Annotated in this window: 29 protein-coding genes; 10 read left to right on the forward strand and 19 right to left on the reverse strand. The window is 70.4% G+C overall.

The annotated features are described in order from the left end of the window. The first annotated feature begins 22 nt into the window (after window positions 1-22). Window positions 23-1000, forward strand: coding sequence for an aldo/keto reductase (locus ACFZAT_RS08200; protein ID WP_391261884.1), 978 nt, complete (start codon window positions 23-25; stop codon window positions 998-1000). Between the two features lie 65 nt (window positions 1001-1065). On the opposite strand, the gene ACFZAT_RS08205 is transcribed toward ACFZAT_RS08200, so the two are convergent. Beyond that, entirely contained in the window at window positions 1066-2325 is a 1260-nt protein-coding gene (locus ACFZAT_RS08205; protein ID WP_391261887.1) for a Na+/H+ antiporter, read from the reverse strand. Window positions 2326-2924: 599 nt separating this feature from the next. Continuing rightward, window positions 2925-3785: a helix-turn-helix domain-containing protein gene (locus ACFZAT_RS08210; RefSeq protein ID WP_391261890.1), complete on the reverse strand. Its 861-nt coding sequence runs from the start codon at window positions 3783-3785 to the stop codon at window positions 2925-2927. Between the two features lie 152 nt (window positions 3786-3937). Here ACFZAT_RS08210 and ACFZAT_RS08215 point away from each other — a divergent pair, with 152 nt between their 5' ends. Continuing rightward, the gene (locus tag ACFZAT_RS08215; RefSeq protein WP_391261892.1) at window positions 3938-4906 is read left to right on the forward strand and encodes an FAD:protein FMN transferase; all 969 of its coding nucleotides are present in this window, start codon (window positions 3938-3940) and stop codon (window positions 4904-4906) included. A gap of 65 nt (window positions 4907-4971) precedes the next feature. Here ACFZAT_RS08215 and ACFZAT_RS08220 read toward each other — a convergent pair whose 3' ends face one another. Continuing rightward, window positions 4972-5121, reverse strand: a complete 150-nt coding sequence (locus ACFZAT_RS08220) for a hypothetical protein (RefSeq protein WP_391261895.1) — start codon at window positions 5119-5121, stop codon at window positions 4972-4974. Window positions 5122-5581: 460 nt separating this feature from the next. Between ACFZAT_RS08220 and ACFZAT_RS08225 the strand changes: the two genes are divergently transcribed. The 7 genes from ACFZAT_RS08225 to ACFZAT_RS08255 all read left to right on the forward strand — a co-directional run bounded on the left by ACFZAT_RS08225 (window position 5582) and on the right by ACFZAT_RS08255 (window position 12928). After that, window positions 5582-6073: a cyclophilin-like fold protein gene (locus tag ACFZAT_RS08225; protein ID WP_391261898.1), complete on the forward strand. Its 492-nt coding sequence runs from the start codon at window positions 5582-5584 to the stop codon at window positions 6071-6073. Between the two features lie 258 nt (window positions 6074-6331). Continuing rightward, window positions 6332-7312 carry an aldo/keto reductase gene (locus tag ACFZAT_RS08230; protein ID WP_391261901.1) on the forward strand — a complete coding sequence of 327 codons (981 nt, stop codon included), beginning with the start codon at window positions 6332-6334 and terminating at the stop codon, window positions 7310-7312. Between the two features lie 54 nt (window positions 7313-7366). Continuing rightward, window positions 7367-7690 carry a carboxymuconolactone decarboxylase family protein gene (locus ACFZAT_RS08235; protein WP_391261904.1) on the forward strand — a complete coding sequence of 108 codons (324 nt, stop codon included), beginning with the start codon at window positions 7367-7369 and terminating at the stop codon, window positions 7688-7690. 133 nt (window positions 7691-7823) lie between these two features. Then, window positions 7824-8258 (forward strand): cupin domain-containing protein, encoded by a 435-nt coding sequence (locus ACFZAT_RS08240; protein ID WP_391261906.1) that lies wholly within the window; start codon window positions 7824-7826, stop codon window positions 8256-8258. Next, window positions 8255-9112, forward strand: coding sequence for an aldo/keto reductase (locus ACFZAT_RS08245; protein WP_391261909.1), 858 nt, complete (start codon window positions 8255-8257; stop codon window positions 9110-9112). The genes ACFZAT_RS08240 and ACFZAT_RS08245 overlap by 4 nt, the downstream gene beginning before the upstream one ends. Window positions 9113-9212: 100 nt before the next feature. After that, window positions 9213-10202 (forward strand): zinc-binding dehydrogenase, encoded by a 990-nt coding sequence (locus tag ACFZAT_RS08250; protein WP_391261911.1) that lies wholly within the window; start codon window positions 9213-9215, stop codon window positions 10200-10202. A gap of 347 nt (window positions 10203-10549) precedes the next feature. Further along, complete coding sequence (locus tag ACFZAT_RS08255; protein ID WP_391261915.1) at window positions 10550-12928, forward strand: hypothetical protein; 2379 nt, start codon at window positions 10550-10552, stop codon at window positions 12926-12928. Between the two features lie 88 nt (window positions 12929-13016). Here ACFZAT_RS08255 and ACFZAT_RS08260 read toward each other — a convergent pair whose 3' ends face one another. The 10 genes from ACFZAT_RS08260 to ACFZAT_RS08305 form a co-directional block, all read right to left on the reverse strand. Next, window positions 13017-14279 carry a M14 family zinc carboxypeptidase gene (locus ACFZAT_RS08260; protein ID WP_391261917.1) on the reverse strand — a complete coding sequence of 421 codons (1263 nt, stop codon included), beginning with the start codon at window positions 14277-14279 and terminating at the stop codon, window positions 13017-13019. Window positions 14280-14510: 231 nt separating this feature from the next. Then, window positions 14511-15527 carry a SpaA isopeptide-forming pilin-related protein gene (locus tag ACFZAT_RS08265; protein WP_391261920.1) on the reverse strand — a complete coding sequence of 339 codons (1017 nt, stop codon included), beginning with the start codon at window positions 15525-15527 and terminating at the stop codon, window positions 14511-14513. 33 nt (window positions 15528-15560) lie between these two features. Then, entirely contained in the window at window positions 15561-16370 is an 810-nt protein-coding gene (locus ACFZAT_RS08270) for a DUF317 domain-containing protein (protein WP_391261923.1), read from the reverse strand. Window positions 16371-16418: 48 nt separating this feature from the next. Continuing rightward, on the reverse strand, window positions 16419-16904 hold the full coding sequence (locus tag ACFZAT_RS08275) for a hypothetical protein (protein WP_391262734.1): 486 nt from the start codon (window positions 16902-16904) through the stop codon (window positions 16419-16421). Between the two features lie 29 nt (window positions 16905-16933). Then, window positions 16934-17806, reverse strand: a complete 873-nt coding sequence (locus ACFZAT_RS08280; protein ID WP_391261926.1) for a DUF317 domain-containing protein — start codon at window positions 17804-17806, stop codon at window positions 16934-16936. After that, window positions 17803-19038 carry an ATP-grasp domain-containing protein gene (locus ACFZAT_RS08285; protein ID WP_391261929.1) on the reverse strand — a complete coding sequence of 412 codons (1236 nt, stop codon included), beginning with the start codon at window positions 19036-19038 and terminating at the stop codon, window positions 17803-17805. The genes ACFZAT_RS08280 and ACFZAT_RS08285 overlap by 4 nt, the downstream gene beginning before the upstream one ends. A 61-nt stretch (window positions 19039-19099) precedes the next feature. Next, window positions 19100-19273 (reverse strand): hypothetical protein, encoded by a 174-nt coding sequence (locus ACFZAT_RS08290; RefSeq protein ID WP_391262789.1) that lies wholly within the window; start codon window positions 19271-19273, stop codon window positions 19100-19102. Between the two features lie 30 nt (window positions 19274-19303). Then, window positions 19304-20539 (reverse strand): MFS transporter, encoded by a 1236-nt coding sequence (locus tag ACFZAT_RS08295; RefSeq protein ID WP_391261932.1) that lies wholly within the window; start codon window positions 20537-20539, stop codon window positions 19304-19306. Further along, window positions 20536-21048: a regulator gene (locus ACFZAT_RS08300; RefSeq protein WP_391261935.1), complete on the reverse strand. Its 513-nt coding sequence runs from the start codon at window positions 21046-21048 to the stop codon at window positions 20536-20538. The genes ACFZAT_RS08295 and ACFZAT_RS08300 overlap by 4 nt, the downstream gene beginning before the upstream one ends. Further along, window positions 21045-21878 (reverse strand): winged helix-turn-helix transcriptional regulator, encoded by an 834-nt coding sequence (locus tag ACFZAT_RS08305; protein ID WP_391261938.1) that lies wholly within the window; start codon window positions 21876-21878, stop codon window positions 21045-21047. The genes ACFZAT_RS08300 and ACFZAT_RS08305 overlap by 4 nt, the downstream gene beginning before the upstream one ends. Before the next feature lie 147 nt (window positions 21879-22025). On the opposite strand from ACFZAT_RS08305, the gene ACFZAT_RS08310 reads away from it, so the two are divergent. Beyond that, window positions 22026-22334, forward strand: coding sequence for a hypothetical protein (locus tag ACFZAT_RS08310; protein WP_391261941.1), 309 nt, complete (start codon window positions 22026-22028; stop codon window positions 22332-22334). Between the two features lie 16 nt (window positions 22335-22350). On the opposite strand, the gene ACFZAT_RS08315 is transcribed toward ACFZAT_RS08310, so the two are convergent. From ACFZAT_RS08315 to ACFZAT_RS08340, 6 genes are all read right to left on the reverse strand, one after another. Further along, complete coding sequence (locus ACFZAT_RS08315) at window positions 22351-22794, reverse strand: hypothetical protein (protein ID WP_391261943.1); 444 nt, start codon at window positions 22792-22794, stop codon at window positions 22351-22353. Next, the gene (locus ACFZAT_RS08320) at window positions 22791-23279 is read right to left on the reverse strand and encodes a hypothetical protein (protein ID WP_391261946.1); all 489 of its coding nucleotides are present in this window, start codon (window positions 23277-23279) and stop codon (window positions 22791-22793) included. Before ACFZAT_RS08320 ends, ACFZAT_RS08315 begins: the two co-directional genes overlap by 4 nt. 108 nt (window positions 23280-23387) lie before the next feature. Further along, window positions 23388-23735, reverse strand: coding sequence for an SH3 domain-containing protein (locus ACFZAT_RS08325; protein ID WP_391261949.1), 348 nt, complete (start codon window positions 23733-23735; stop codon window positions 23388-23390). Between the two features lie 141 nt (window positions 23736-23876). Continuing rightward, entirely contained in the window at window positions 23877-25007 is a 1131-nt protein-coding gene (locus ACFZAT_RS08330) for a hypothetical protein (RefSeq protein ID WP_391261952.1), read from the reverse strand. 18 nt (window positions 25008-25025) lie between these two features. Further along, complete coding sequence (locus ACFZAT_RS08335) at window positions 25026-25508, reverse strand: hypothetical protein (RefSeq protein ID WP_391261955.1); 483 nt, start codon at window positions 25506-25508, stop codon at window positions 25026-25028. After that, complete coding sequence (locus ACFZAT_RS08340; RefSeq protein WP_391262736.1) at window positions 25505-26059, reverse strand: DUF4913 domain-containing protein; 555 nt, start codon at window positions 26057-26059, stop codon at window positions 25505-25507. The genes ACFZAT_RS08335 and ACFZAT_RS08340 overlap by 4 nt, the downstream gene beginning before the upstream one ends. Window positions 26060-26078 lie beyond the last annotated feature (19 nt).

Below are 26078 nucleotides of genomic sequence, written 5' to 3' on the forward strand. Positions count from 1 at the left end.
GCGACAGGAGAAGTGATCGCGCATGAAGTACATCAAGCTCGGCGGTCTGCGGGTCTCCCGGATCGGGCTCGGAGCGATGGGCATGTCGCACGGCCTGACCGGCGCCGGAACCGACGACGCGGAGTCCATCCGCACCATTCACCGCGCCCTCGACCTCGGCGTCACCCTCATCGACACCGCCGAGATCTACGGCCCCTACATCAACGAAGAGCTCGTCGGCCAGGCTCTCAAGGGCCGCCGCGACCAGGTGGTGCTGGCGACGAAGTTCGGCCTGGTCGACCACGGCGGGGCCGGCGCGTGGAATCTGAACTCCACCCCCGACAACATCCGCACCGCGGTCGAGGGGTCGCTCAAGCGGCTGGGCACCGACCACATCGACCTCTACTACCAGCACCGCGTCGACCCGGACACCCCCATCGAGGAGACCGCCGGGGCCGTCGCCGAACTCATCACCGAGGGCAAGGTGCGCCACTTCGGCCTGTCCGAAGCCGGACCGGACACCATCCGCCGCGCCCACGCCGTCCACCCCGTCACCGCCGTACAGTCCGAATACTCGCTGTGGACCCGTGGGATCGAGGACCGCGTCCTGCCCGTCCTGCGGGAACTGGGCATCGGCCTGGTGCCCTTCTCCCCGCTCGGGCACGGCTTCCTCACCGGCACCGTCCGCAACGAGAACGACTTCGCCGAAGGCGACTTCCGGCGCGGCAACCCGCGCTTCACCGGCGAGAACTTCCAGCGCAACATGGCCATCGCCGACGAGGTGCAGGCCATCGCCGCCGACGCCGGTGCCACCGCGGCCCAGGTCGCCCTCGCCTGGCTGCTGGCCCAGGGCGAGGACATCGCCCCCATCCCCGGCACCAAGCGCGTCGTGCGCGTGGAGGAGAACACCGCCGCAGACCGCCTGGCCCTCACCGCCGGGCAGCTGGAGCGGCTGTCGAACCTGCCGCCCGCCGCCGGGGACACCCACCCCGAAGCCGGACTACGCATGCTCGAACGCTGACCGCCGGCGGGCCCGGCCCACGGCAGAGGCCGGGGCAGGCACGGGCGGCGGGTGCCGTCGGGAGGCTACTGGGCGCTGTCCGCTCCGGCGAGGCGGATTTCTTCGATGTCGAGACGGCGCTGTACCTGGACCAGGACGGTGTCGTCGATGGCCTGCTCATCACGCAGGCGCAGCACGGTGGCCCGCTTACGTTCCAGCAGGGCGAGCCGCAGATCGGTGTACTGCCGGTCCCGGCGCAGGATGTCGGCCTGCTCGCCGGGCTTTGGCTCGCTCCCGCCGGCACGGACGACATGGAGGTGGCTCTCGTACTCGCGGCGCGTGCGCTCGGTGATCTGCGGGTCGGTGCCGAGCCGGGCGGCGGTCTCCTCCAAAGCCTGGTACGCCTCCTCGGTCGCGGTGGCCTCGGCCAGCAGGCGTTCTTCGCCCATCTCGGTATCGCGTGGCAGCCGGGCCCAGCGCACCACCACGGGCAGCAGCAGCCCTTGCACGACCAGGGTGAGGACGATGACTCCGGCGGTGACGAACACAATGACGGAACGGTCGGGGAAGGGCGTCCCGTCGTCCAGAGCGGCCGGGACGGACAGAGCCAGGGCCATCGAGATCGCGCCGCGGAAGCCGCACAACGAGGTGACGATACGGGAGCGGTAGGCGACACGCCGCTCGCGTTGGGCGGGGCGCCGGTCCAGCAGCCGGATCCCGTAGGGCACGGTGAACAGGAACGCGAAGCGGGTGGCGACGACTACGGCGCTGACCGCGCCGACCGCGGCCAGGGCGAGGGTGAGGTCCGGCCCGTGCAGAGTGCGAACGGCGGCCTGCGCCTGAAGTCCGACCAGGACGAACAGCGCGCCGTTGAGCAGGAAGGTGGCCAGCGACCAGAACTGCTCGGTCTGCCGACGGGTGGCGGCACCCGCCAAGCGGGGCCCGGCCTGGCTCATCACGAGCCCCGCCGCCACGACCGCGAGGACACCGGAGGCGTCGATCACCTCCGCCAGCAGGTAGGCGCTGAAGGGCGTCAGCAGCACCGTGAGGTTGGCCAGCAGCGGGTCGGTGTTCACCCGGCGGCGCACTATGACGCCCAGCCATGCGACCACCGCCCCAGCGGCGATGCCGCCCAGGTAGGACAGGGCGACCAGCCAGGTGACGTGGCCGAGGGTCAGGTGCTCCTCGCCGATGGTGATGCCGACGGCGAGGCCGTAGATGACGAGGGCTGTTCCGTCGTTGACCAGGCTCTCCGCGCGCAGCAGGGTCAGGTTGCGGCGCGGCAGGGCGCGGGCGAACACCCCGACGGCGGTGGCGTCGGTGGGCGCGACCGCCGCGCCCAGCACCCAGGCCGGGCCCCAGGCGAGTCCGAGGGCGTGTGCGGTCGTGGGGGGGGGGGGGGGGGGGGGGGGGGCCGGGGCCCCCCCCCCCCCCGCGCCCACCCCCCCCCCCGCCCCCCGCCGGGCCCCCCCCCCCCCCCCCGGGGGGGGGGCCCCCCCCCCCCGGGGGGGGGGCCCCCCACGACCAGGGCGGTGCTCATCAGGACGATGCCGCGCAGGTCGCGGCGGATGCCCCGCAGCGAGGTGGTCAGGCTCTCCCAGTACAGCAGGGCGGGCAGGAACAGCAGCAGCACTGCCTCTGGGGGCATGCGTGCCTCGCGCAGCGCGGGTACGAACCCGAGGACCGCCCCCAGAGTGAGCAGGACGACGGGCGGAGCGACGTGCAGTCGGTTGCTGATCATCTGGCCGAGCAGCAGCGTCGCTCCCAGTACCACCAGGAGTTCCAGAGCAGGCACCTTGTCTCCCAGGCAGTGGAACCGGCTGCCCCGGTGGGACAGCGCGAATCGGGCAGTTCCGCGACGCTACCGGCCCTTGGGACGCTCGGCCCCGCGACCTGCCGCAGCATCGCCCGCCCCGCTCACCACGTCGCGCGGGCGCAGTGCGGTTCAGTCGGCCGAGTCCGTGGCGGGCTGCCGGGCGGCGGCCCAGGAGGCGAGGATTCGCAGGCCGTCGTGGGTGGGGGAGCCGACCTCCGCCGTCCACACCACCAGCTGCTGGTCGGGGTCGGTGCTCGCACTCAGGGTGTCCCAGTCCAGCGACAGTTCGCCGGCGACCGGGTGATGCAGCACCTTGGTGCCCACGCTGAGCGTGGCGACGTGGTGGGCGGCCCACCACGTGCGGAAGTCGGCGTCCTGTACGGACAGCTCGCCGACCAGCGCGGTCAGGCGCGGATCATCCGGGTACTTCCCCGCTTCCATCCGCAATTGCGCGACCGCTGTACGCGCGACGCTTTTCCAGTCCGCGTACAAGCGGCGCATCATCGGATCGGTGAACAGGATCCGCACGTAGTTGCGGTGCTTCTCCGGCACCTTCCCGAAGTCCGTGATCAAGGCCGCAGCCAGCGGATTCCACGCGATGACGTCCATCCGGCGTCCCATGACGATCGCCGGGGTGGAGGTGAGGTCGTCCAGGACCCGGCGCAGCTGCGGCTGCACCTTCTGCACCGTGCGGCGGCGGGGCTTGGCGGTCTCCTTGCCGGCCAGGCCGAACAGGTAGCGGCGCTGGTCCTCATCCAGGTGCAGCGCCTCGGCGATCGTCTCCAGTACCGGCGCGGAGGCGGGCAGGCGGCCCTGCTCCAGGCGGGTGTAGTAGTCGGTGGAGATCGCCGCGAGCTGCGCGACCTCCTCACGGCGCAGCCCGGCCACCCGGCGCGGGCCGCCGCCGTCGGGCAGGCCCACGGCGCGCGGCGTCAGCTCGGCCCGGCGGGCCTTGAGGAAATCTCCCAGCTCGTTGCGGTTGCTGCTCATGAAGCCACTGTCTCACCGACGGCAGCACCGGCGGGAGGGAAGGTTCCTTCCCCGGATGGTCTCCTCCCGGGGAAGAAACTCTCCTCTGGGCGGGCGGCCGAGGCACTGCGAACCTGTCGTTGTGCGGGGACGGAAGACAGGAGGCGTAGGTCGTGCAGGAACGTAGCGCGAACAGTTCCCCCGGCTCGTGTCCCCGGCCCACGCCGGCCAGGGACACGAGCGGCACACGGTCCGTCTTCACGTTCGATGCCCTGGGCACCCGATGGGAGATCGACACGCACGAACCGGTGGAAGAGGCGCTGCGCGGGCAGATCCTCCACCGGATCGACGGCTTCGACGCCGTGTACTCCCGGTTCCGCCCCGACTCGCTCGTCTCGCAGATCGCCGCCGCACCCGGCGGTGGCCGCTTCGTCTTCCCCGATGACGCCCTCGGCCTCTTCGACCTCTACGACCAGCTGTCGGTGCTCACGGACGGGGCGGTGGATCCGCTGGTCGGCCGGGACCTGGAACTCCTCGGCTATGACCCGGCGTACTCGCTGACCCCCGCGACCCCCGCCCGACGCGCGGCCCACGCGGTCACCCGTCCGGCGTGGAGCAGGGACGTCGAGCGGGACGGGGCGGTGCTGTACACCCGCCGGCCGCTGGTGATCGACGTCGGCGCGGCGGGCAAGGGCTACCTCGTCGACCTCGTCGGCGCCCTGCTACGGGAGGCCGGGATCACCCGCTTCGTCATCGACGCCAGCGGGGACCTGCGCCATACCGGCGGGCCCCCGGTCCGGATCGGGCTGGAGCACCCCACCGAGCCCGGCCGCGTGATCGGGGTGGCGAACCTGTCGGACGCGGCACTGTGCGCATCCGCCACCACCCGCCGTACGTGGGGGCCGGGACTGCACCACGTCCTCGACGCCCGCACCGGCACTCCCGTCAACGACATCGTGGCCACCTGGGTCGTCGCCGGCCGTACGGCCGTTGCGGACGCCCTGGCCACCGCCCTGTTCCTCACCCCGGCACACCGGCTCGCGGCCGGCTTCCCGTTCACGGCCGTGCGTATGCACGCCGACGGCCGCACCGACACCTTCGGCAGCTTCGACGGCACCTTGTTCACCGCCGACCAGACCTGACCAAGCCCCAAGGCCGGGCCCCCGGCGTGCGGCGTACCGCCGCACGCTCACCAGGCGACACCGTCTTACGGAAAGGCAGCACCCAGCATGAGCGCGCTGAGCAGGAAAATCACCGTGGCCACGGCGATGGGCGCCTGCGCCCTCACGACCATGACCGGCTGCTCCACCACCGACACCGACAGCTCGCGGCCGTCCTCACCCAGCAGCCCCAGCACCCCGGCACCGGAGGCCGACGGGAGCACGCAGTACGCGGACGGCCGCTATGAGGCGACCGGCGAGTACGGGAGCCAGGACTCCTCCATCGGCGTCACCCTCACCCTCGCCGACGACGTGATCACCGACGTCGCGGTCGACCCCCACGCGACCGACCCCACCTCCCTCGACCTGCAGGAACGCTTCGCCGACGCGATCGGCGACCGGGTCGTGGGCCGCGAACGACGACGTGCACATCGACCGCCTCGCCGGATCCAGCCACACCCCCGACGGATTCAACGACGCCCTCGAAAAAATCAAGAACGAAGCAGAGCGATAACGCCTTCCACCGGCAGCGAAGCACATTTCGATACATGCCATGAGCCACACCCGTTAAATTCCGTCCGACTTCCCGCTATTCGGGGAATCGGCACCCTTCGAGAGGACAGCGTGAAAAGCAGAGCATTGTGCGTGGCAGGGGCCATGTCACTCACCCTGGCCGTTTCCGCGTGCGGCAACGACGCAGCAGAGGAAAACCGTCCCTCCTCGGGCGCGAAGCCGTCCGCGACCGCACAGGCACCGAGCCCAGCGGGCACCGAGAGCGTGAACGGGGTGAAGGTCAGCGTGCGCATCGGGGACACGACCACGCAGGCGACGCTGACCGACAACGCCACCGCGCGGGCCTTCGCCGCCACGCTCCCAGTCACGGTGCAGATGAGCGACATGCTGGAGCGCGAACTGTACGGGTCGCTGCCCCAACCGCTCCCCGCGCCCGGGAGCGACCGGCAGACCGACTACCAGGCCGGTCAGCTCGTGTACTGGCCGCCCGGTCCCGGCCTGGCGGTCTACTACAAGCACGCCGGCCCACCGGTCCCGGGGCCCGGCATGGTGGTGCTCGGCACGATCGACGAGGACCTGGACGCCTTCACCGGACTCGACGGCACCGCCCAGGTCACGATCGCCCGCGCCGACTGACCCCACCACGCCCAACCCGCATCCGCCGATCCGACTCGTAAGGGGGGAGGGATCCTTCCCCGGAACAATCCTTCCTCTTTTCGGGCGCGCGAGGCGGTGCCAAGGTGGACGACGTGGTGATGAGGAGCCCTGGGAAAACCCGGTAGCCAATTTCCGGAGTACGGGTTGCTCCTCCGCCGCAGGACTTTTGCACATCATCCGGCGTGCGGCGCCGGAGACGCTTTCCGGAATATTCCGGAGAACGGAGAAGAAGCCGCCGTGCAGCACATCAAGCTCAGGAACCTGGACGTCTCCCGCATCGGCCTCGGAGCGATGGGGATGTCCGACTTCTACACCGGGGCCGGTACGAACGAGGCGGAGTCGATCCGCACCATCCACCGTGCGCTCGATCTCGGCGTCACCTTCCTGGACACCGCCGAGATCTACGGCCCCTTCGTCAACGAGGAACTGGTCGGCCGCGCCCTGAAGGGACGGCGCGACCAGGTGGTGCTGGCCACGAAGTTCGGCCTGGTCTCCCACACCGACGGAACAGCGACGCCGAACGCGGTCGACTCCTCCCCCGCGAGCGTCCGCGCCGCCGTCGAGGGCTCCCTGCGGCGCCTGGGCACCGACATCGACCTCTACTACCAGCACCGCGTCGACCCGGACACCCCGATCGAGGAGACCGTGGGCGCGCTGGCCGAGCTGATCGGCGAGGGCAAGATCGGGCACATCGGCCTGTCCGAGGCCAAGCCCGCCACCATCCGCCGCGCCCACGCCGTCCACCCGATCACCGCGCTCCAGACGGAGTACTCCCTGTGGGAACGAGAGGTCGAGGAAGAGATCCTGCCGCTCGTCCGCGAGCTGGGTATCGGCTTCGTCCTGTACTCGCCGCTCGGGCACGGCTTCCTGACCGGCACCGTCCGCTCCATCGAGCACCTGGAAGCGAGTGACTTCCGCGTCGGCAACCCCCGTTTCGGGGGTGAGAACTTCCGGCGCAACCTGGCCATCGCCGACGAGGTTCAGGCCGTCGCCGACCAGGCGCAGGCGACGCCCGCCCAGGTGGCGCTGGCGTGGCTGCTGTCCAAGGGTGAAGACATCGCTCCGATCCCCGGGACCAAGCACGTCTCCCGCGTCGAGGAGAACACCGCCGCCGACACTCTTGTCCTGACCGCCGACCAGCTCGTCCGGCTCGACAGCCTCCCCAAGGCCCTCGGAGACCGCTTCCAGGAGGAGTACGGGCAGCTCATCGAGAAGTGACCACCCCGTTTCCCACCTCCCGCCGGGCCCGGCACAGATACAAGGAGACACGCCATGTCGCAGGAACCCTCCGCGGCGCAGCAGGCCATCGGTGACGTCACGCCCAAGCTCGCCGACCTGACCGACCAGGTCCTCTTCGGGGACGTCTGGGAGCGGCCCGGTCTGTCGCCCCGGGATCGCAGCCTGGTCACCGTCGCCGCCCTGATCGCCCTCTACCGCAGCGACCAGCTCGGCTTCCACCTCAAGCTCGCCCTCGACAACGGGCTGACCCGGGAAGAACTGAGCGAGGCCATCACCCACCTGGCCTTCTACGCCGGATGGCCCAACGCGATGGGCGCCGCCGGCCAGCTCAAGGCCATCCTCGCCGACGCCGAATAGCCGCGGCAGCGGGAAACAGCGTTCCTGAGCCGGGGCAGCCCGTGCCCGCGCCGCGAGTCGCGGCGCGCACAAGGGGGGCACCGAAGTTGCGCACCACCGTCAGCAGCCACAAATGATCAAGGAGACATCCGGCATGACCGACCAGGGATTCGAGCAGATCTTCCCGCTCGGTGACACCAACGACGCCTACGCCGAGAACTTCATCGGACAGAGCTACCTGGCTCCCCTGACCGGCGGGAGCGTCCCGGTCAGCAACGTGTCCTTCGAGCCGGGCTGCCGCAACAACTGGCACATCCACCACGGCACCGGTGGCGGCGGCGACCAGATCCTGCTCTGTACGGCCGGCAGCGGCTGGTACCAGGCCGAAGGCCAGGACCCGGTCAGCATGACCCCGGGCACCGTCATCCGCGTCCCGGCGGGCACCAAGCACTGGCACGGCGCGAAGGCCGACGCGTGGTTCTCCCACGTCGCCTTCATCACCCCGGGCGAGAACGTCAGCAACGAATGGCTGGAGCCCGTCACCGACGAGGTGTACGGCCGACTGCCCAAGAACGGAGCGAACGCATGAGCATCCTGAACGAGACCTACACCCTGTCCAACAGTGTCGAGATCCCCAAGCTCGGCCTGGGCACGTGGTTCATCGACGACGACAAGGCATCCGACGCCGTACGCGCGGCGATCGAGATCGGCTACCGGAACATCGACACCGCTCAGGCGTATGGCAACGAGCGCGGCGTCGGAGAAGGTGTCCGAACCTCCGGCCTGGCCCGCGAGGACCTGTTCGTGTCGACGAAGCTGGCCGCGGAGATCAAGGACTACGACGCGGCGACCGCGGCGATCGACGAGTCGCTGGCGAAGCTGGACATCGGCTACATCGACCTGATGCTGATCCACGCCCCCCAGCCGTGGGACGACTTCCGCGGCGGCGACTACGCCGAGGGCAACCGCCAGGCGTGGCGCGCACTGGAGGAGGCCCACAAGGCCGGGAAGATCCGCGCGATCGGAGTCTCGAACTTCCTCCAGTCCGACCTGGAGAACATCCTCGCCCACAGCACCGTCGTCCCCCACGTCAACCAGGTGCTCCTCCACGCCGGAAACACCCCGGAGGAACTACTGGCGTTCTGCGGGGAGCGGAACATCCTCGTGCAGGCGTACTCGCCGATCGCCCACGGCACGCTCCTCAACAGCCCCCAGATCAAGACGATCGCCGAGAAGTACCAGGTGAGCGTCCCGCAGCTGTGCATCCGCTACACCCTGCAACTGGGCACCCAGCCGCTGCCGAAGACCGCGAACCCCGATCACATGCGCTCCAACGCCGCCGTCAACTTCGAGATCTCCGAAGCGGACATGACCGCGCTGCGCACCCTCGACGAGCGCGACTACGGCGAGCACGCCGCCTTCCCCGTCTACAGCGGCAAGTAAGACCGTACCGGGCCGGCCGCCGCGCCCCCCGCCGCGGCCGGCCCGGCAGCACGCCGCATCACCGCCACCAGGACGGCGGCAGAACGAAGGGAGCACCGATATGACGGACACGATGAAGGCACTGCTGCTCGGCCGCGGACCCGAGTGGGTCCTGGACGACGTGCCGGTCCCCGAGCCCGGACGCGGCGAGGTACTCATCCGCAACCGCGCCTCGGCGACGAACAACGCCGACCTGCCCATGCTCGCCGAAGCCGACCCCACCCACGGCGGCACCGGTAAGGAGTCCATCGCCGGGTTCGAGTACGCCGGCGAGATCACCGCCGTCGGCCAGGACGCCGGCGACTGGAAAGTCGGGGACCCGGTCATGGGCACCTTCCCCTCCGCCTTCGCCGAGTACCTGGTGGCCGATCACCGGTTCGTGCTGCCCCGCCCCCAGGACCTGGAGCCGGAAGTGGCGTGCGCGCTGCCGACCGCACTGCTGACCGAGTTCGGCGCACTCACCGTCGCCGGCTTCCAGCCGGGGCAGAGTGTCCTGAGCACCGGGGCGTCGACGGGCATCGGCATGATCGGCATCCAGATCGCCAAGACCCTCGGCGCATCGAAGATCATCGCCACCACCCGCAGCACCGACAAGAGGGACCTGCTCACACGCCTGGGCGCGGACACCGTGATCGTCACCGGCAAGGACGACGACCTCACCCGCGCGGTACTCGCCGCCACCGACGACGAAGGAGTGAACGTGGTCCTCGACCACGTCGCCGGCGACACCTTCGCCGCCTGCCTACCAGCGACCGCCCTCGACGGGCACGTCGTGAACATCGGCCGCCTCGCCGGCCCCGCCACAACGATCGATCTCGACGACCTGTCCTACCGGCACCTCACCGTCCACGGCGTCTCCTTCGGATTCTCCCGGGACTGGGAAACCGTCCCGATCCTGGACGGGCTCCGCGCCGAGGTCCTGCCGGCCGTCGGCCGCGGCGACATCACGCCCGTCATCGACACCACCCTCAACATCGAGCAGTACCAGGAAGCCGCCGACCGAATCCGCTCCGGCAACACAGTCGGCAAGATCGTCTTCACATTCGGGTAAAGACCCGTACCGGTCTGGAAGGTGGGGCGACGCACACAGATCTCCATGAAGAGCAGTCGTCGAGCGGCAACCCACCTACGTTGCGCCCTCCAGCAGAACTGTGCTCTGCGCGACTGGGTTCGTTGTCAAACGCCTCGATTGGATGTCAAAGGACAACTACTCTCCCCGCGGCCACGGCCCCAGAATTCGCGGCGCAATGACACCGTCTTGGTCGTACGTCGTACCTGCCGGGGGTGCTGCACTCGCTGAGGCTGTGGCCCGAGCATCAGATGGGCCACTCCGGGAACCGCTCTCGGTGGCTCGACCGTCATTCCGCGCACGGCCACTGCCATGGGAGGCTTGGCGCCGTGGATTCGAGGAGATATCTGGGGCAGGCAGGCATGGAGGCAGCCGTCCTCCCCTCCCGGGCGGCCTACCTGATCGCGGGCGGCAGCGCGGCCGGCTTCCGGACGGCTGTGACGCAGGCCAGCAGCCGGTGGGGCGGCATGACCGAGCCCATCGTCGAAGCACTGGACTCGAGCCTGTCGCCGCTGCACGAGCAGGCCGTCCGCGTCGCCAAGGTCGAAGCGCTCGTCAACATCGACGCCACTCCCCTGGCCGCCGAGGCGATCGCGGAGGTCCTGGGGCTGCCCGTAGTCGCCCTCGCGGACATGAGGGAGAGCGGTGTGGTGTTCACCTGTTCCCCGGACGAGGTCAGGGAGTTCACGGACCCCGCGTACGCGCCGATCGCAGCAAGTCCGACCGGGCCGCTATGGCAGTTGGCGGGGGCCGGCTGCGTCGAGCCGGGCCTTCCCGAACACGCAAGGGTGAGCGAGCGGGAAGACGAGTTCGGCCGCTATCAGCTCCAGGGCGACACACGGATCCAAAGCACGGTCGCGCAGTTCGGCGAGTACCAGAGCACCACCCCGGGGCACACCTCGATGGTCCTGTGGGTCGTCGAGGACGAGGGCTTCGCCGACAGCCTCGACTTCTGGAACACCCGGGCGCTGCGACCGGTGGACACGATCGACATGCCGATGCTGCTGCTGCCGGGCGCCGACGCGGTCAAGCACTGGCTCGACTTCCCCGAGCAGGTAGCCCGTCTCCTCGGATCTCGCCCCGGCCAGTTCGCTCCCGACGTAGCGCTCGTCAGCCGCTCGGCGTCGCCCGACCAGCTGCTGGAACTCGCTTCCGTGCTCGGCCTGGTTCCCACCGAGGAGGAGCCGCGGGCCGGAGCTCGCATCCCCGAGCCCCCGGCCCGGGTCGCCCCTTTCACCTTCCGGACGGACCTGGACCCCACGGACTGGGTGACCCTCGAACGCCACTACGGCGTGCCGACGTCGTTCGACGTCCAGGTCTTCGCCGACGGGCCGAGCACCCTGCGCTTCGCGCAGCCGGTCCGGTTCAACGGACACGCCGGGGCCCTCGTGAGGTTCTGGGGCGAGCCCCTGCTCGGATTGCCGGCCCGCCCGTCCATCGCCCGGCTCGTCCACCCCGATGCCCAGTGGCGGGACGGCAAGCTGCAGTTCACGGTCATGCCGATGAGCCCTCAGCTCACCATTCCCGTGAAAATCCCCCTGCTGCCGCAGGCCACGGAACGGCTTCTGGACGATGTCGCCACCGGGCACCGGCTTTCCTCCGCAGGACGGCTGGGAACGGCCCTGGCCGAGAACGCCGACAGCTCCGTGCTTCTCGAACCCGGTGTCTACGAGGCTGCCGTCGCCCTGACCACGCCTCGGTCCAAGGAGCTGTTGAGGCGGCTGAAGGAGCTTCGCGCGGACGGCGATCCGGACGCCGACCTCGCCGAGCTGGCCGCTACGTGGGGAGGCCGGTCCGAGCGCCGCTACCTGCCCGCCGGCAGGCTGCAGGACGTCAGGGCGGAAGACCAGGCGGCGGCGCTGGAACGGCTGTGCGCTCTGGGCTGGGCCGAGCGCGGGCTGGAGAGCGTGTGCCCCTCGTGCACCAGCCGTTCGTTCGTTCCGCTCGACCGGACCAGCGGTGCCCCGCAGTGCCCTGGGTGCGGGGCCGTTTCCGCCTACCAGTCCGGCGGCGCGCCGACCGCCGTGCACTACCGGCTCGACAGCTTCACCGACCGGGCCAGCGACAACGGCCTGCTGCCGCATCTGCTCGTCATCGCCGAGCTCTGCCGGCGCAAGCCCCGTTCGCATTTCCTCCCCGGCACCGACGTCACCTTCGAGGACGGCGCCCAGGAGGAGGTAGACATCTTCGGTGTCTGGGACGAGAAGGTGCTCTCCGGGGAAGTGAAGACCTCAGCCTCGGAGTTCACCGAGGCCCAGCTCCGGCGCGACGTCGCCCTGAGCCGGCGGCTCGGAGCGGACGTGCACCTGCTCGCCTCGATCACCCCGGTCGCCGAGGACGTCCGGAATATCGCGCGGGAACTGTGCGACGCGGCCGGGCTAGAGCTGGAGGTCCTGGACCAAGCCGACCTTCGCCCGGCCACACACAAGCCCGTCCCCGCGACGGCGGCCGACGGCCTCGGCTGGCTGCGTACCGCGACGGCCGACCTCGCAGCGCTGATCGAGAAGGGCAAGCCCATCAAGCATGGCCAGGTGGCGCAGATCCTGAAGACCGCGTCCGGCGGAGCCCCACCGGTCCCCGGACACATCAAGGCTCTCTCCTGGGCACTGACCGAGCACCGCGACGATGCCGAGGGCCTGCTACTCCGCACCCTCGAAATACTCGACGCTGCGGTCCATGAACAAGCCGCCTCCAGCCGGAAGGCGTAGAGGCAGCTATCGGCCGCCGCGCCGGCGCTCAGTCACACGCGGCCACCCCGGGCCCGGTATCCGCCGTGCGCGACAACGCCGGACCCTCCTACACCTGGACCAAATGAGCGGCTCCGAGGATGACGTCCGTCTGGTATCCGACTGTTTGCGCCAGTGTGAAAGGAACGGGCCGGAGCGCTCTTTCCGCCGTCCGAGTCCACTTCGTGAACACTGCATTCAGCGCCGCTCGCTCGGTGAGCAGGGCAGTGTGGCGGGGCATCTCGGTCAGCAGGGCGTCGAGGTGCCGAAGGAGCATTCCGGCGCCCCGTAGCGGAACCAGCAGCGTGAGGTCCTGGTCGGCGCAGGCCCGCGGGTGCTCACGGGCGATTCGTGCCATCAGGCGCATGATCGCGATCTGTTCCTCCACGGCCGGCCGGTACACGGACGGCGTCGGCGGTACGCGCTCCAGCACACCTTCCAGGACCCGCACCGCCTCGCTCTGGTATGCGGCGCCGTCCGCCGCCGACAGTGTGATGGCCCGCGTCTGCCACATCGGTACCTCCGGCGCGAGGCCGAGCCCCCCGTGCCGCGCGACATAGTGCATGCTGCTCCCGCCCGCAGGCACCCACTCCCCCGGCTCGGGGTCTGGCCGAGCGGCGACGGGCAGTGGCTCCGGCATGACGAAGACCCCGTCGCCGGGTGATTCGAGTCCGACGCAATCCGAGGGCACCGCTTCAATCGGGATGCCGTGACGGCCGGCGGCAGCCGCGAGCACGTTGACGAGTCCGGGGTGACCGTGAGAGGCCATGAGAAAGGCCCCGCCCGTGTCGGAGTTGTGCAATGACACGGAGAGCGCCGGGCGCAAGTCGTCCACCACGGACATCAGCGCAAACGTCTCCGGCAACTGCCCAGTGAAGCCCTCAACAGGGAAGCAGCACTCCGGCTGTGCATCGACCGGGGGCCGGTAGATCGCCCGGTGATAGGTCTCAAGCCCCGTCGGCCACGCCGTCGACCAGCCTTCGTTCAGCCGACCGCCGTCCGGATCGCTGGACAACAGCAGATGCCAGCTGATCCCGTCCCGCATCTCCGGCCGCGCCAGCAGGTACCGCGCCAAGCTCAGCACCGTGGCGGCTCCCACCGGCTCGTTCGGGTGAGGCCCCGCCACCACCAGCACGGTCATCGGGCCCCCGCGGACCGTCAACATCTCCAGCGGCTCACCGGCCCTCGACCATCCAACGGTACTCACCTCGCAGAGACCGGAGTTCTCCACGGCGAGCGTCCTAATGCTTTCCCGCAGCTCACCCCACGCCGGGGGAGCATCCGGCACCACGAGACCCGACTCGACGTACCCACCGCTCAACACACCCTGCACGGTCCACCCCTTCTCGCGCCATTCAGAGACAGCAGTCTGTCCAGCAGCACGCAACCGGGTCAGGGAGTTGCAAAAACTTGCACGGCCACGCGCGTCGACTCACTTCCTTAACTGCTGACTTGCATGAACCGGCATCCGACCCACGAGGAGCAATCCGAGCGGATGCAAGCACGAGCGGGCCCCCAGGGCTTGTCCTGGGGGCCCGCTCGTGACGGTGGTGGCGCTCTTCGGTTAGCTGTTCTTGCCGTCGCTGCCCGGCACGGACACGTCGACCGTGCGGCGGCGGGCAGCGACCAGAACCGCCGCTCCTGCGGCGACGAGCAGGCCGGCACCGGTGGCGATCCATGGGGTCGCGTCGGCACCGGTGTGGGCGAGCGAGCCCGTCGGCGCCTTCGACGTGGGGTCGGTGACCGGGATCTCCGCCGCCGTCGTCGTCGCTGCATCGGCAGCCGGTGTACTGGTGCTCGGCGCGGAGGGCGCGGTGCCGCCGGTCCCGCTGCTCGGCTTGCCCGGGGTGGACGGCGTAGGGGTGGGCGTGTGCGTCGGCTTGTCCGAGGGGTCGGGCTTCGGGGCGGTCGCGGCGTTGGTGACGGTCACGGTCACCGGGGCGGCGGGGCCTACGGTGAACGTCTTTGTCGGCTTGTACAGGTCGTAGCCGGCGGGGGCCTTGATCTCTTTGGCCCAGAACCGCGTCACCCGGCTGGACACCGGCAGGTCACCGGAGGCCGTGCCCTTGGAGCCGGTGGTCAGGGTGAGCAGCGTCGAGGTGCCGGTGCCGATGTTCACGGTCGCGCCGGGCAGGAGTTTGCCGGTCTTGTCGTCCTTGACCTGTACGAGAAGCTTGGCGGGCTTGAACGGGCTGGTAACCGTCAGCCGCGTGGTCGCGCCCGGGGTGACGATGACGTCTTGGTCGGCGCCGACGTCGTGGAGCGCGCTGCCCGAACTCGTTGCCTTGAGCCGGTAGATGCCGGGGACGAGGTCAGGGAAGGTCACCATCCCCTGTACGTCGGTCCTCCCTCGTCCGGCCTCCAGGCCGCCGGCGTCCAGCAGCAAGAACTCCGCGCCGGCCAGGACGTCTCCGGCGGTGTCCTTCGTGGTGATCTCGACCCTGCCCGCGTCCGGGGCCGGGGTCTCGGCGGAGGCCCTGGAGGTCGGTTCGGACGGCTGGGCACTCGCGGCTGGCGCCCAGGCGAGGGCGCCGGCCACCGAAATGGCGACAGCGGCGGGTCGTACGAGACGTGCGTGCACGGGGGCGGAACTCCTTGAAGGGTTGGTGGGGTGTCAGTGGGTCCGGCGGGAGGCCGGTCCTGTCGGCGGTGGGGTCGCGGGCGGGCGCGCGGGGGCCTGGTGGCCCGTCGCTGCCGCCGTATAGAGGCGGTCCCGGAAGTCGAGCGGCACGTCCTTGACGGTGCGGTGCAGCGGTTCGGTGGAGATCAGGGAGGTGGTGAAGGCCGCGACGAGCGTGGCGGGGGTACCGCGCGCGAAGCGTGCCCTCCACTGCGGCTTGCCCCAGTCTCCGGCCCAGGCCGTCCAGGCCGGGTCGTCTGGTCCGCGGAACGTACCGGAAGCGAAGCGATGTCGAACGGCACCGAGGCCGTCCGGCGAACGGAAGATCTGCGTGCCCTTCACGCTCAGTTCGTGGCTCCATCCGCAGGCGAACAAGGGCGCGTACGCCGTGTGCGGGGCCGTCTCGTCGTCGAACAGATGATCCCGGTCGCTGCGCCGGTCACGAAGGTATAGGTCGCGCAGCTCGGCGTGGACATCGTGCAGGAGTTCGGCGGGGGTGGTGACGTCGAAGGTGATCTCCCATGACTTGCGGCCGAAGGGAGTGCGGTTCGCGCCTATGGTCCACGTTCCCTGACCTCTCGTGTCAGGTTCGAGGACGAGCCTGGTCCACACCCGGGCGCATGGGCTGCTGGAGAACGTCATCCCTTCGTCGGCCGGGTGAAGATTCCAGCCGCTGTCGAAGGGGAACGGCCAGATCTCACGGAGGTCCCTGTCCCCCGGTCCGGCGAGGTGGCGAGGCAGGACCTTCACGTTCTGGTCGGGGCCGAAGTTGTTGAAGGGGTCGAGGGGCGGGTCGGGCAGCATGGAGGGCTCCTGACGGAGGCAACGGTGCAGGGCAATGGGGACGCGGGCTCACCGGCCGCGTGCGGCGCCCGCGACCGGTGCTCCGGGCGCCGTGCGGACGGTGTTCTCGATCACGGGCCCCTGGCGGCGGGCGGCCCAGGAGCCGGGGAACCAGACTGCGGTGTACTTCTCGAGCGCGTCGCGCAGCCCCGTGGTGACGGCCCCTTCCCACGGCGGGCGTCCGGGGAGGTGGTACTTGTCGAAGGTGGCGTAGCCCTTGGTGTTCGGGCGTCTGTCGGTGGCCTCGTCGCGGCGGTGAAAGGTCTGGTGGTCCAGGAAGCTCAGCACCACCGCGTCGATCTCACCGCGGTCCGGGTGGACAACCGCCACGCGCAGCCCCCCGTAGGTGTCGGCGTGGATGGTCTCGGCGAAGTCGATCCGCAGCCGCAGGGGTGCGCTGGGGTTAGGGGCGGCGAAGTAGGTGTTGCCCACGGTGGTGCAGTCGTGGAAAGGGAGGCACAGCTCGGCGAAGAACTGGGCAGCTTGGAGGGACAGGCGGGTCTCCGGTTTAGGTGAGGCCGGCCCTACCGGCGGGGGCCTGGCAGCGCCGGGCGGCTGGTGGTGCTCCAGCGCGGAACGCTGGCTGGGGGGAGCGCGGCTGGGCGGCGGGCCGCGAGGGTCCGCCGTACATCGAGCGGTGTGGGAGCCGACGGTGCGGGCGGAAGGATCGGGGTGAGGCGAGCCAGTTCCTTGACGTAGCTGAAGGTCGCCTCGCGCCATCGGGGCAGCGGTGCCGGATCGGCGACGCACTCGGTGACTGCGGTGAGTACGGCGACGGGGGTATCGGTGCTGAACGTGGCGTACCAGGCGGACCGGTTGATGGACTCGCCCGCCCACAGCTGCCACCGGGCCTCCCGCGTCGTGAGTTCGGCCTCCGGATCAAGGGGGCCGGCTGTGTACTCCAGAGCGGCGTGCCCGTCCGGGGCCTGGACCGCGAAGACGCCCTGCCGCGGTTGGTCGAGCATCCAGCCGTGGTCCAGGAGCGGCTTGACCGCGCGGAAGGGGTCGTGCTCGTCGACTCCGGCGACCGGCCGGGCGAGGCAGGCGCCCGGCCCCTGCTCGTACGCGGCGGCGAGGGCGGTGGTGAACGCGGTCACGAACTCGGTGGGTGTCCCGTTGTTGAAGCAGGCTCCCCAGGTCGGGGGGCCGAACGGGTCGCGGTAGGCGTTGATGCGCCAGAGCCCGTCGTCTTCTCCTTCGGGCAGGTATCCGACGCGGACCCTGCGGTCGGGGGCGTGGATGTAGCCGTTGCCGAGGTCGTCGTGTTCGATGCTCCATCCGAGGTCGAGGAGCGGGGCGAGGGCGGGGTCGCCGGTGCCGGTGGTGGAGGCGAGGTAGCGCGGGGCGACGTAGACGTCGCCGTCGATCTCGTGCTGCGGGTCGGGCTGAGCGGTCACCGGTCCGACCTCGTGGTGACGGTGATCTCGTCGGCGGCGGTGTCGAGGCGTTCGGTGACCTCGGCGGTGGTGCGGCCGGTGACGATGAAGAAGCCGGCACGGGCGGTGAACAGGTCCCCTCCATCGACTGGCAGGCGGATCGGGTCACCGACCTCGTGGAGCCACTGGACCTGGTGCAGCCAGGGGGTGTGGGCGGCGAAGGGCGTGGTGATGTGGCGTTCGGTGAGTGTGCCGGAGGTGGCCGGGTAGAGCATGCGGATGCCGGCGGCTGCGTGACGGGTCGGGGTGAGGTCGGGTGTCTGGCCGCATGCGATGTCGGCGGCGGCCTTGGGGAGGTCGATGCCGGTGGCGAGGCGCACGAGGTGTCCGATCATGTCGCCGCCGAGCCTCGCGTTGACCTCGATGAGACGCGGCCTTCCGTCCACGAGCCGTATCTCGACGTGCTGTATCCCGTCCGTGAGGCCCAGGGACTTGACGGCGGCTGCCGCGACAGGGGCGACCTCGGCGAGGAGCGGGTCGGCGCTGTCGATGGTGTGCCCGGTCTCTTCGAAATGAGGGGCCGGTCCCAGGTGCTTGCGGGTCACGGCGACCGCCGTGGTCACCCCGTGCTGGGTCACGCATTCGACGGAGACCTCGGGGCCGTCGAGGTACTCCTCGACCAGGACGCCGCCGCGGTCCTCGCGGCTGCGGGCCGCCCCGGCCGAAGCAAAAGCGAAGGCGGCGGGAAGGTCTTCGGGCCGGTCGACGCGGGCCACACCGATACTGCCAGCGAACGCGGACGGCTTGAGGACGGCAGGGTATCCGATCGTCATCGTCGCCAGCCCGGCCTCCAGCAAGGTGCGGGCGCTCATGTAGGCGGCTGACGGCACCCCGTCGTGGGCGAAGTGTCTCCTCGCGATGGCCTTGTTGCGGCAGCCCTGCATGACCTCCACTCCGGCGAAGGGCAGGCCGATCGCGTCGGCAAGGTGGGCGGTGGGGATGAGATGCCACTCGTCCCAGGTCACTACCCCGGCCAGTTCGTGGCGGGACGCGAGGGCACGGCCGGCAGCGACGACGGCAGTGAGGTCGGCCAGGTCGACGACGGCGTGATCGGTGACGAACTGCGTCTCCCACGTCGGCTCGGTGCCGGTGAGCAGGACGACGTCGTACGCGGCGGCCACCTGCTCCAGGCAGTAGCCGCGGTAGGTCTCGTCTCCGGGAGACACGACGAGTACGAGGGGGCGAGCGGACAAGAAGGGTGCTCCGTATCGGTGGGCATCATGGGAAGTGGGGAGGAGAGCGGGCGGTGTCGGGTCAGTCGGCACGGCGGCGGCGCAGGTCCTCGAAGAGGTGCTTGAGGCTGATCCGGGTCGCTCCGGCGGCAAGGCGCCGGGCGGCCATGCGCTCCAGTGCCCGGTACACCTGCGGGTTGTGGGCGTCGAAGGTGCGGAACTGCTCGGTGATACTGCGACCGACGGCGGTGGGCATGAGGTTCTCCACAAACGGGGGCGTACCGGTTCAGGTGCGAAGGGCGGGGTCGGTGCGAAGGCGGCCGAAGGCGAGCGTCAGGCCGAGGGCCTGCAGTACGGCGCACGCGGTGATGACGTGGCCCAGCGCGTCGGGCGGAGTGAGCGCGGTCAGCACGCCGGCGACGGGGAAGGGCAGCAGGAGGATGAGGATGGTCGCCGACAGGGTGCTGCCGAACTTCTCCGGTGGGATCAGGCGGGAGCGCAGGGTGCGCAGGACGACCGCCATGCCGCCCTCTGCTGCCATGAGGACCGCGACCAGGACCAGGTAGGAGCGGTAGTCGGGAGCCCGGGCCGCGGCGAGGCAGCCGAGCGAGGCCAGTGCGGCGCAGACGGCCCCGACCGGCCACAGGCCCAGACGGTCGAGGAGGACCCTGCAGATGGTGACGGCCAGGAGGGTGGCGGCTGCGGCGGCGGACCAGACGAGGCCGACGGCGGTGGTGGACTGCCCGTAGTGCTGGACGACGATCACCGGTCCGGCCGCCTGGAGGAAGCCCGTGGCCAGATTGGACAGGGTCAGGCCGGTCACGAGCCAGCCGAGCGCGGAAAGCGAGCGGATGGTGTGCCAGCCGGTGACCAGTCCGGCACCGGGCTTCCCGCTCGGCGTACGGGCCGCAGCGGTAGGCGAGGGCGGGGTGCGCAGGGCGAGCAGCGCGGCGAGCAGCGAGAGCACGGTGACCACGGCGAGCATCGCCGGTGGTCCGGCGAGCAGAAGTACCCCGGCAAGTGCCGGACCGGCCAGCGTCGCGGTCTGGTCGATGCCGAGCAGAACGGCCTGGACTCGGTGGGCTCGTGCACCTGCTCGGCGGCCGGCGGCGGCTCCCGCCGTCTCGGCCGCGATGTAACTGACCTCCGTGAGCATGCCGGTCGTCACCGCGAGGACCATCAGGGTCACGCCCGCGGCATGGCCGGTCGGGTAGAGCTGGAGCAGGACCGCGCCCGCAGCAAGGGCGAACGCGCGTCCCAGGGAAGCGAGGTGGAAGACGATGGCCGCCCCGCGCCGGTCGACGATCGAACCCGCCCACCCGAAGGCCGCCAGCCGCGGGATCCATTCCAGGGCGAACGCGGTGCCCGTCAGTGCGGCCGAACGCGTGGTCGCCAGGACGAGCAGCGGGATGCCGTAGGTGGACATGGCGTGCGCGAGGGCGTCCGCCGAGCGCGGCAGGTAGATAGCGCGCACCAGCCCGGCGGTGTGGCCGGCATGCCGGGGCGAGATGGCTGCGTTCACGCGACCATCCCAGGCTCGGGCACGGTGGCCTGGGGGTTGTCGGCCAGCCACTGGAGCAGGAGCGCGCGGGGACGGGCAAGGTCCGCCTCGGCCTCGGCGCTGGGCAGCGACTCGGCGTACCGGCCCGACAGGTCGTCGGAACGGTCGGGCATCAGCGAGGGCACGACGAGGTCGAGAACGTGTCGGACACGATCGGCGAACGCGACCGGTGCGGGGTAGTGGTACCGGTCCCAGCGGGCGACGGCGTCATAGAGATCCGCCAACTCGGATCCTAGAGCGGTGAGTTCGAGGCCGGAGCCGGAAACGATCCGGATGAGACCGTGTGCGCGGGCCAGTTCGATGGCGCGCCGCAGGTGGTGCGTGGAGAGGTCGGTCAGGGTGCCGGCCAGCCGTCGGGGCGGTATCGCCCCGTTGTCGTCGATCTCGCTGACCAGACGGATCAAGGAGCGCGATGCCAGCAGATCGACGGCCTGGCGTACTTCGGCGGGCGTGAGGACGGTGGTGGTCATCGGCGCGGACCTCCCACCGCAGTGGTGGCCGCCTTGGTGGCGTGGGAGAAGAGGTCGCGGATGTGCCACGTCGGAGACGAGTGGCCCGTCCGGGCTTGCGGGAGCGCGGCCGGAGCTGGCCGGGGCTGGCTGCTGGCCCACGGCCTCGGCGCGGTCTTCGTCTGCGGGTTCCCCCAGACGGGGTGCTGGGCCGCCTGGTCGAGGGGCTGGCCGGCGGACCATGCGGACAGGGCTCCGAGAACGGGTCCCAGGCCGTCGCCCGCCGCGGACAGCCGGTAGGGCCGGCCGTTGCCTCCGGTGTCGACCAGACCGTCGGCCACGAGCTGTCGCAGCGGCGGGTACACATTCGTCCAGTCGCTGCTGGGCATCACGATCCGGGCCAGCGCCCGACCGCTGACGTCTCCACGCGACTTGAGTACCCACAGGATGGCGGCGGCGTGGCGCCGGGTGAGCAGGGTGAGGCTGTCCTCGATCTGTTCGATGGCGGACAGCGGGTGGTCCGCCTGCTCCAGGTGCTCCTCGGCCCATGTGACGATCAGCGGCAGGACCGGCAGCAGGTCGGCTCCGCGCTTGGTGTGGCCGTAGGTGACGTGCCGGCCACTGTGCTCGGTGCGCTCGACGAGGCCCGCGTCGCACAGGGACTTGACCTTCGGGTGGAGCTGGCCGTTCTGCAGCCAGGACACCTTGGCCGCCAGCTCGCTGTACCGCACGGGCGGGCCGGAGAGCGCCAGCATGATCCGCACGTTCCATCGCGGGGTGATCATGGCGAGGGCCTCGGTGACCCGGGCGATGTCGGTGTCTGTGTCAGGGGGCAGAGCGGTGGTCGTCAAGGGAGGAACTCCTGGGTGCGTAAAGGGGAAATCGCCTGCGAATCAGCGGCTGGGTGCTGCGCTCGGCGCCGGAAGAGGCGGAGCCGCGGGGACTGCGGGAGCCGTAGGAGAAGGAGCTGGGGCCGGGGTCGGAGCGGGTGCGAGGCTTTGCAGAACGGCGGCGACCGACGTCGCCTGGACGTCACGGACGGCAACGACCTCGGCGAGCCGACGGGATCCGTCGAGGAGGTGGGAGACGTCGCCCTGCCAGATCCGCCGCTCGGGGTCGTGGAGGATCCGGGCAAGGTGATCGCGGTGGAAAGCGATGCCGCGCTCGGCTTGAGCGAGGGCCTTGTGCATGCCGAGCAGCGCGGCGAGCATGCCGGGCGGGTTCTCCTGAGCGTGAGCTGCGAGGTCGGCGAGCGGTGCGCCGTACAGTTCCTCGATCCGTCCGGCTACCTCGGTGGACGTGAGTAGGGACAAGCGCGAACTTTCACGGTCGGGGGGCCCGGGCCGCCCCGGCACGCGGGGGTACCTGGGCGGCCACGGAGGGGAGGGTTGCGGTGGCCTGGAGCTGCGTGGTCCGTACGGGCCGGGAACGCTGACCGGGCGGAGGCATGGTGCGCAGCAGCTCGCCGAGGGTCGCGCGGTAGCCGGCGCGGGCATCGAGCGCTGCCTCCAGCCACTGCGCGTCAACGCGCAGCTTGTCCGCCGACAGGTCGTCCATGTCGCGGTCCGGATCCATGTCCGAGTGCACGCGGTCGCGGACGCGGGCGACCTGCTCCTCGGCGAGCGCCAGGAAGGCACGCAACTCCAGGGCCCGGGCGAGGGCGGGTGACACGTCGTGGGCGACAGCCGCCTCGTGCAGGACGGAGACCGGCTTCCCGAAGACCTTCTGCAGTTCGCCGTCCATGGTGCTGGACTTGGTGCGGCTCATCGGGCGAGCCTCCCTGCCGGCCAGGCCGACGCCGGCGCGGGTGCGGGTGCTTCCGCGGGCCGGCGGGGAGGGCTGGTCTGCACGGCGGGACCGGTCCGGGAACGAAGGCGGGCAAGGCGGTCTGCGGGGAGGCCCTTCTTGCCCGGAGCATCTGGGTCGAGGAGCCATCGCACGACCATGGCTCGGCCGTCGCGGGTGGTGACGGCCGCGTTCACGCGGTGGGCGAGTCCCAGCGTCGGGTCGTCGACCTCGCTGGGCTGTGACTCCAGCGCGGTAAGGAGGTCGTCCTCCGCGCGATCCAGCACCGACTGGGCCTGGACGAGCAGGCCGTGCCACTTCACGACCTGGGTCGCGTCCGTGTTCGCGGTCGGATCCTCGCCGACTGCGGCCCTCAACTCGTCCATGACCATGCCGAAGTGGCTTTCGATGCGTTCAGTGAGTACGCCCACGACATCCTCGGCGCCGTCGGATATACCGTCGGACAAAAGGGAATCTCCTGTTCTGGAAAGGCCGATGCTTGGCGGAAGGCGAAGGGGGCGGCCGTACCTGGGCAGCTCAGCCGGGTACGGAAATCCGCCGGATCCGCATTGCGGTCAGTCCAGGCACATCCGGACGTCGCGGTAGACGTAAGTGCCGGACACCCAGCCCTTGACGCCGGTCGTCTTGTCCGTGATGTAGAGCCAGGTGCCGCTCTTCTTCTGCACGCTGAACTTGTGGCCCCGGTAGACGATGCCGAGAGCGGTGGACTTCGAGCTGGCCTTAGACCGGATGGTCACGGCCTGGGTGTGCACCTCGTACGGCAGCGGCGGCAGGTCGTGGCAGCTGGATGCCGGAACCGCGGAGGCGGCGGTGGGCACCGCGTTGACGGTGGTGGCGGACAGCGCCGGCAGAGCGAGAGAACTGAGCATCACCGCAGATACGGCGATTCGGGTAGAGCGCATGCGGAAAAGACCTCCGTAAAGGCATAGGGACTATGCGGAAACGTGCCGGGGTTCCGGCGGCTGTTTAAGAGTCCGGAGAATCGCCGGTTTGGCTAACCGGCGATCGTCGGTTATGTTGCGCCGCCGCGTCGTACTTGACGCTCAGCGCGTACGACCGGGCGGCCGGGGAAAAGCAGCCTTCGCCACACCCGCCGCACGGCCGGCAGCGGCTGCGGGGCGAACCGGCGGCAGCGGATCGGCCTCGCCGTCAATCCGGCCGTCGCACCACTGCAGAGCCTCGTCCGCTGTGTCGAAGCCACCCTCGCGCAAGGTGTACGTCCACGCATCGGTGTCGAACTCCTCAACGACGACGCGGAACGGGCTGGGGGCTCGCTCATCCATGGCGCGCAGCGCCACCACGGTGAACGCGTCGGCCCAGTCGTCGCGGGTGTACGAGGAGACAATGGCGAAGTGATCGCCCTCGCCCACAAGGCGTCGCTCTAGCCTTCGCGTGGTCTCGTCCGCCGGCAGGGCGCACAGCTCCGGGCTCAAGCCGATGGCATCGCGTGGGCAGCCGCGGTGGATGAGCCAGGACTGGGCCATCACTGCCAGTGGCAAGGCTGCGAGGTCGACGGTGTACGACCCCTTGTCCCGTTTCAAGTGAACGGCGAGGAACTGCGGCGCGCCTGGGGGTCCCAAGGTGGCGGTCCGGTCGAAGAGGACGTAGAAGATTTCCGCGTCGGCATGATGTTGAGCGAGGGGGACGAGCTCGTCCCCAAGCGTGTCGGTGAAGTCGCGGTAAGCCGCCTCGTCGGCGGTCAAACCCGGTTCCGGGTTGGTGGGGGACAACAAGAGCCTCTCGGATGGAATCGTGTGCCGCTTCGCCGAGTGGACGCCGAGGTTGGTGAGCGAGCAGGGAACTTCGGTGTCCGCGCCGTAGGGGCCCGGCGGGCGGCGAAACAGCGCGACACGCCCGATGCCGGCCAGGAAGACCGGCTGGCCGGCGTTGAACGGGGCGGCCGGTGTCGCGGACGCCCAGGCCGGCGCCCTCCAGTCGCCGGAATTTGGCGTGTGGGACGCGGGTGCCAGAGGCGGAGGCAGACGACGACGCCCGCATGCGCCTGGGCCAACTCCCCCTTGCTGGTGGACCAGGTGGGCATGCGGCTCGTCGAGAACATCTCGGTCGCGGAAGGCCCACAGGGTGCCGATGTCGTGGCCCGTGGCGGCTTCGACGCGGTGGTCGAGCGGCGAGACAGCTCGCCGAGGTGAGTTCGGCGCGGGCTGAGTGGGCATGGGCGGCGCTCCGTGCGTTCAGCGGGTGTGGCCGGGCGTGGAGGTCGGCACGGGAGGGCGCAGGTTCGGCAACGCGGTGGGCGGTGGGCCGGGCCGGGGCACAGGTCCGCGGGTGGTCAGCTGCGGAGAACGGGAGCGTGCCGCGTGCGTCCGTGCGCTCAGCGGACGGCGGGGCATCCCCAGCCGACGGCCGACTTCGTCGTAGACGTCGTTGCCCGCGCGCGGCCGGATCGCGATGACGTGGATGTCCTTGTGGTGCACGGAGCCCGCCGGCGCAGGGCGGACGGCGTAGACGACGCGCCACTCCTTGCGCGAGTCCACGAACAGCTTCCGGTACCCCTCCAGGTCCCCGTCGAGCCGCTGCCCGAAGCGCTGCGCATTCACCACCTCCTGCAGGTAGGCGAGGGTGAGGTCGCGGATATCGCTCGGGGCCTGGAGGAGGTCGGTCAGGGCACGGGGATCGAACCTCAGACCGAAAGCCGGTTTCCCTCCTGCGGTCACGACGTCGGCTCGTCCGGCTCGGCACGCTCGTCGGCTGCCTGCTTGGACGCCACCTCCGTACGGACGGACGGCGGCGGGCCCGCCAGGAGACGATGGGCAGGCCGGTCGGGAGAGGTCATGCAGGCCGACAGCGGCCCGCCGGGTGCGCGGATCGCCGCGACAGCGTGGGTGAGGAAATCCCTGTGCCACACGAACAGGCCGGAGAGCCCTGCCTCGGGGTCCCTGTGCTGCTGGTACGCGAGCCACAGGGCGTGGAGCCAGGCCACGACATCGTCATGCTCCTGCCACTCCAGGCACCACGGCGCGGCGGTTGTGACCTCTGCCCCGTAGACCGGGAGGAAGAAGTCGTCGACCCAGTCGCTCAACGCGTCAAGTTCGTCCTCCAGGTCCTCTCCAGCCAGTTCCAGGATCGGACGCGGCTCCGGCGGAGCGGGGCTCGGCGGCCGGCCGAGCCCCGGCATGCCGAACGCGGCGAACGGCGAACCGGGCGGCGGCTCCGGGGCGGAGGAGAGGTGGTCGAGCTGCTGGGCCTGCTGCGCCGACTGCTCCATGAGCCGTCGGACGCTCGCC

Origin of the sequence: Streptomyces sp. NPDC008163, from assembly GCF_042956885.1 — a bacterium.
In the GTDB taxonomy this organism is placed as follows: Bacteria; Actinomycetota; Actinomycetes; order Streptomycetales; family Streptomycetaceae; genus Streptomyces; species Streptomyces drozdowiczii_A.

Bases quoted from the DNA above. Each gene is read 5' to 3' on its own strand.
- ACFZAT_RS08240 (WP_391261906.1), top strand. From the start codon at position 7,824: ATGACCGACCAGGGATTCGAGCAGATCTTCCCGCTCGGTGACACCAAC.
- ACFZAT_RS08330 (WP_391261952.1), bottom strand. From the start codon at position 25,007: ATGCCCACTCAGCCCGCGCCGAACTCACCTCGGCGAGCTGTCTCGCCG.
- ACFZAT_RS08210 (WP_391261890.1), bottom strand. From the start codon at position 3,785: ATGAGCAGCAACCGCAACGAGCTGGGAGATTTCCTCAAGGCCCGCCGG.
- ACFZAT_RS08300 (WP_391261935.1), bottom strand. From the start codon at position 21,048: ATGACCACCACCGTCCTCACGCCCGCCGAAGTACGCCAGGCCGTCGAT.
- ACFZAT_RS08235 (WP_391261904.1), top strand. From the start codon at position 7,367: ATGTCGCAGGAACCCTCCGCGGCGCAGCAGGCCATCGGTGACGTCACG.
- ACFZAT_RS08340 (WP_391262736.1), bottom strand. From the start codon at position 26,059: ATGGAGCAGTCGGCGCAGCAGGCCCAGCAGCTCGACCACCTCTCCTCC.
- ACFZAT_RS08250 (WP_391261911.1), top strand. From the start codon at position 9,213: ATGACGGACACGATGAAGGCACTGCTGCTCGGCCGCGGACCCGAGTGG.
- ACFZAT_RS08270 (WP_391261923.1), bottom strand. From the start codon at position 16,370: ATGCTGCCCGACCCGCCCCTCGACCCCTTCAACAACTTCGGCCCCGAC.
- ACFZAT_RS08290 (WP_391262789.1), bottom strand. From the start codon at position 19,273: ATGCCCACCGCCGTCGGTCGCAGTATCACCGAGCAGTTCCGCACCTTC.
- ACFZAT_RS08245 (WP_391261909.1), top strand. From the start codon at position 8,255: ATGAGCATCCTGAACGAGACCTACACCCTGTCCAACAGTGTCGAGATC.
- ACFZAT_RS08225 (WP_391261898.1), top strand. From the start codon at position 5,582: ATGTCACTCACCCTGGCCGTTTCCGCGTGCGGCAACGACGCAGCAGAG.
- ACFZAT_RS08200 (WP_391261884.1), top strand. From the start codon at position 23: ATGAAGTACATCAAGCTCGGCGGTCTGCGGGTCTCCCGGATCGGGCTC.
- ACFZAT_RS08315 (WP_391261943.1), bottom strand. From the start codon at position 22,794: ATGAGCCGCACCAAGTCCAGCACCATGGACGGCGAACTGCAGAAGGTC.
- ACFZAT_RS08325 (WP_391261949.1), bottom strand. From the start codon at position 23,735: ATGCGCTCTACCCGAATCGCCGTATCTGCGGTGATGCTCAGTTCTCTC.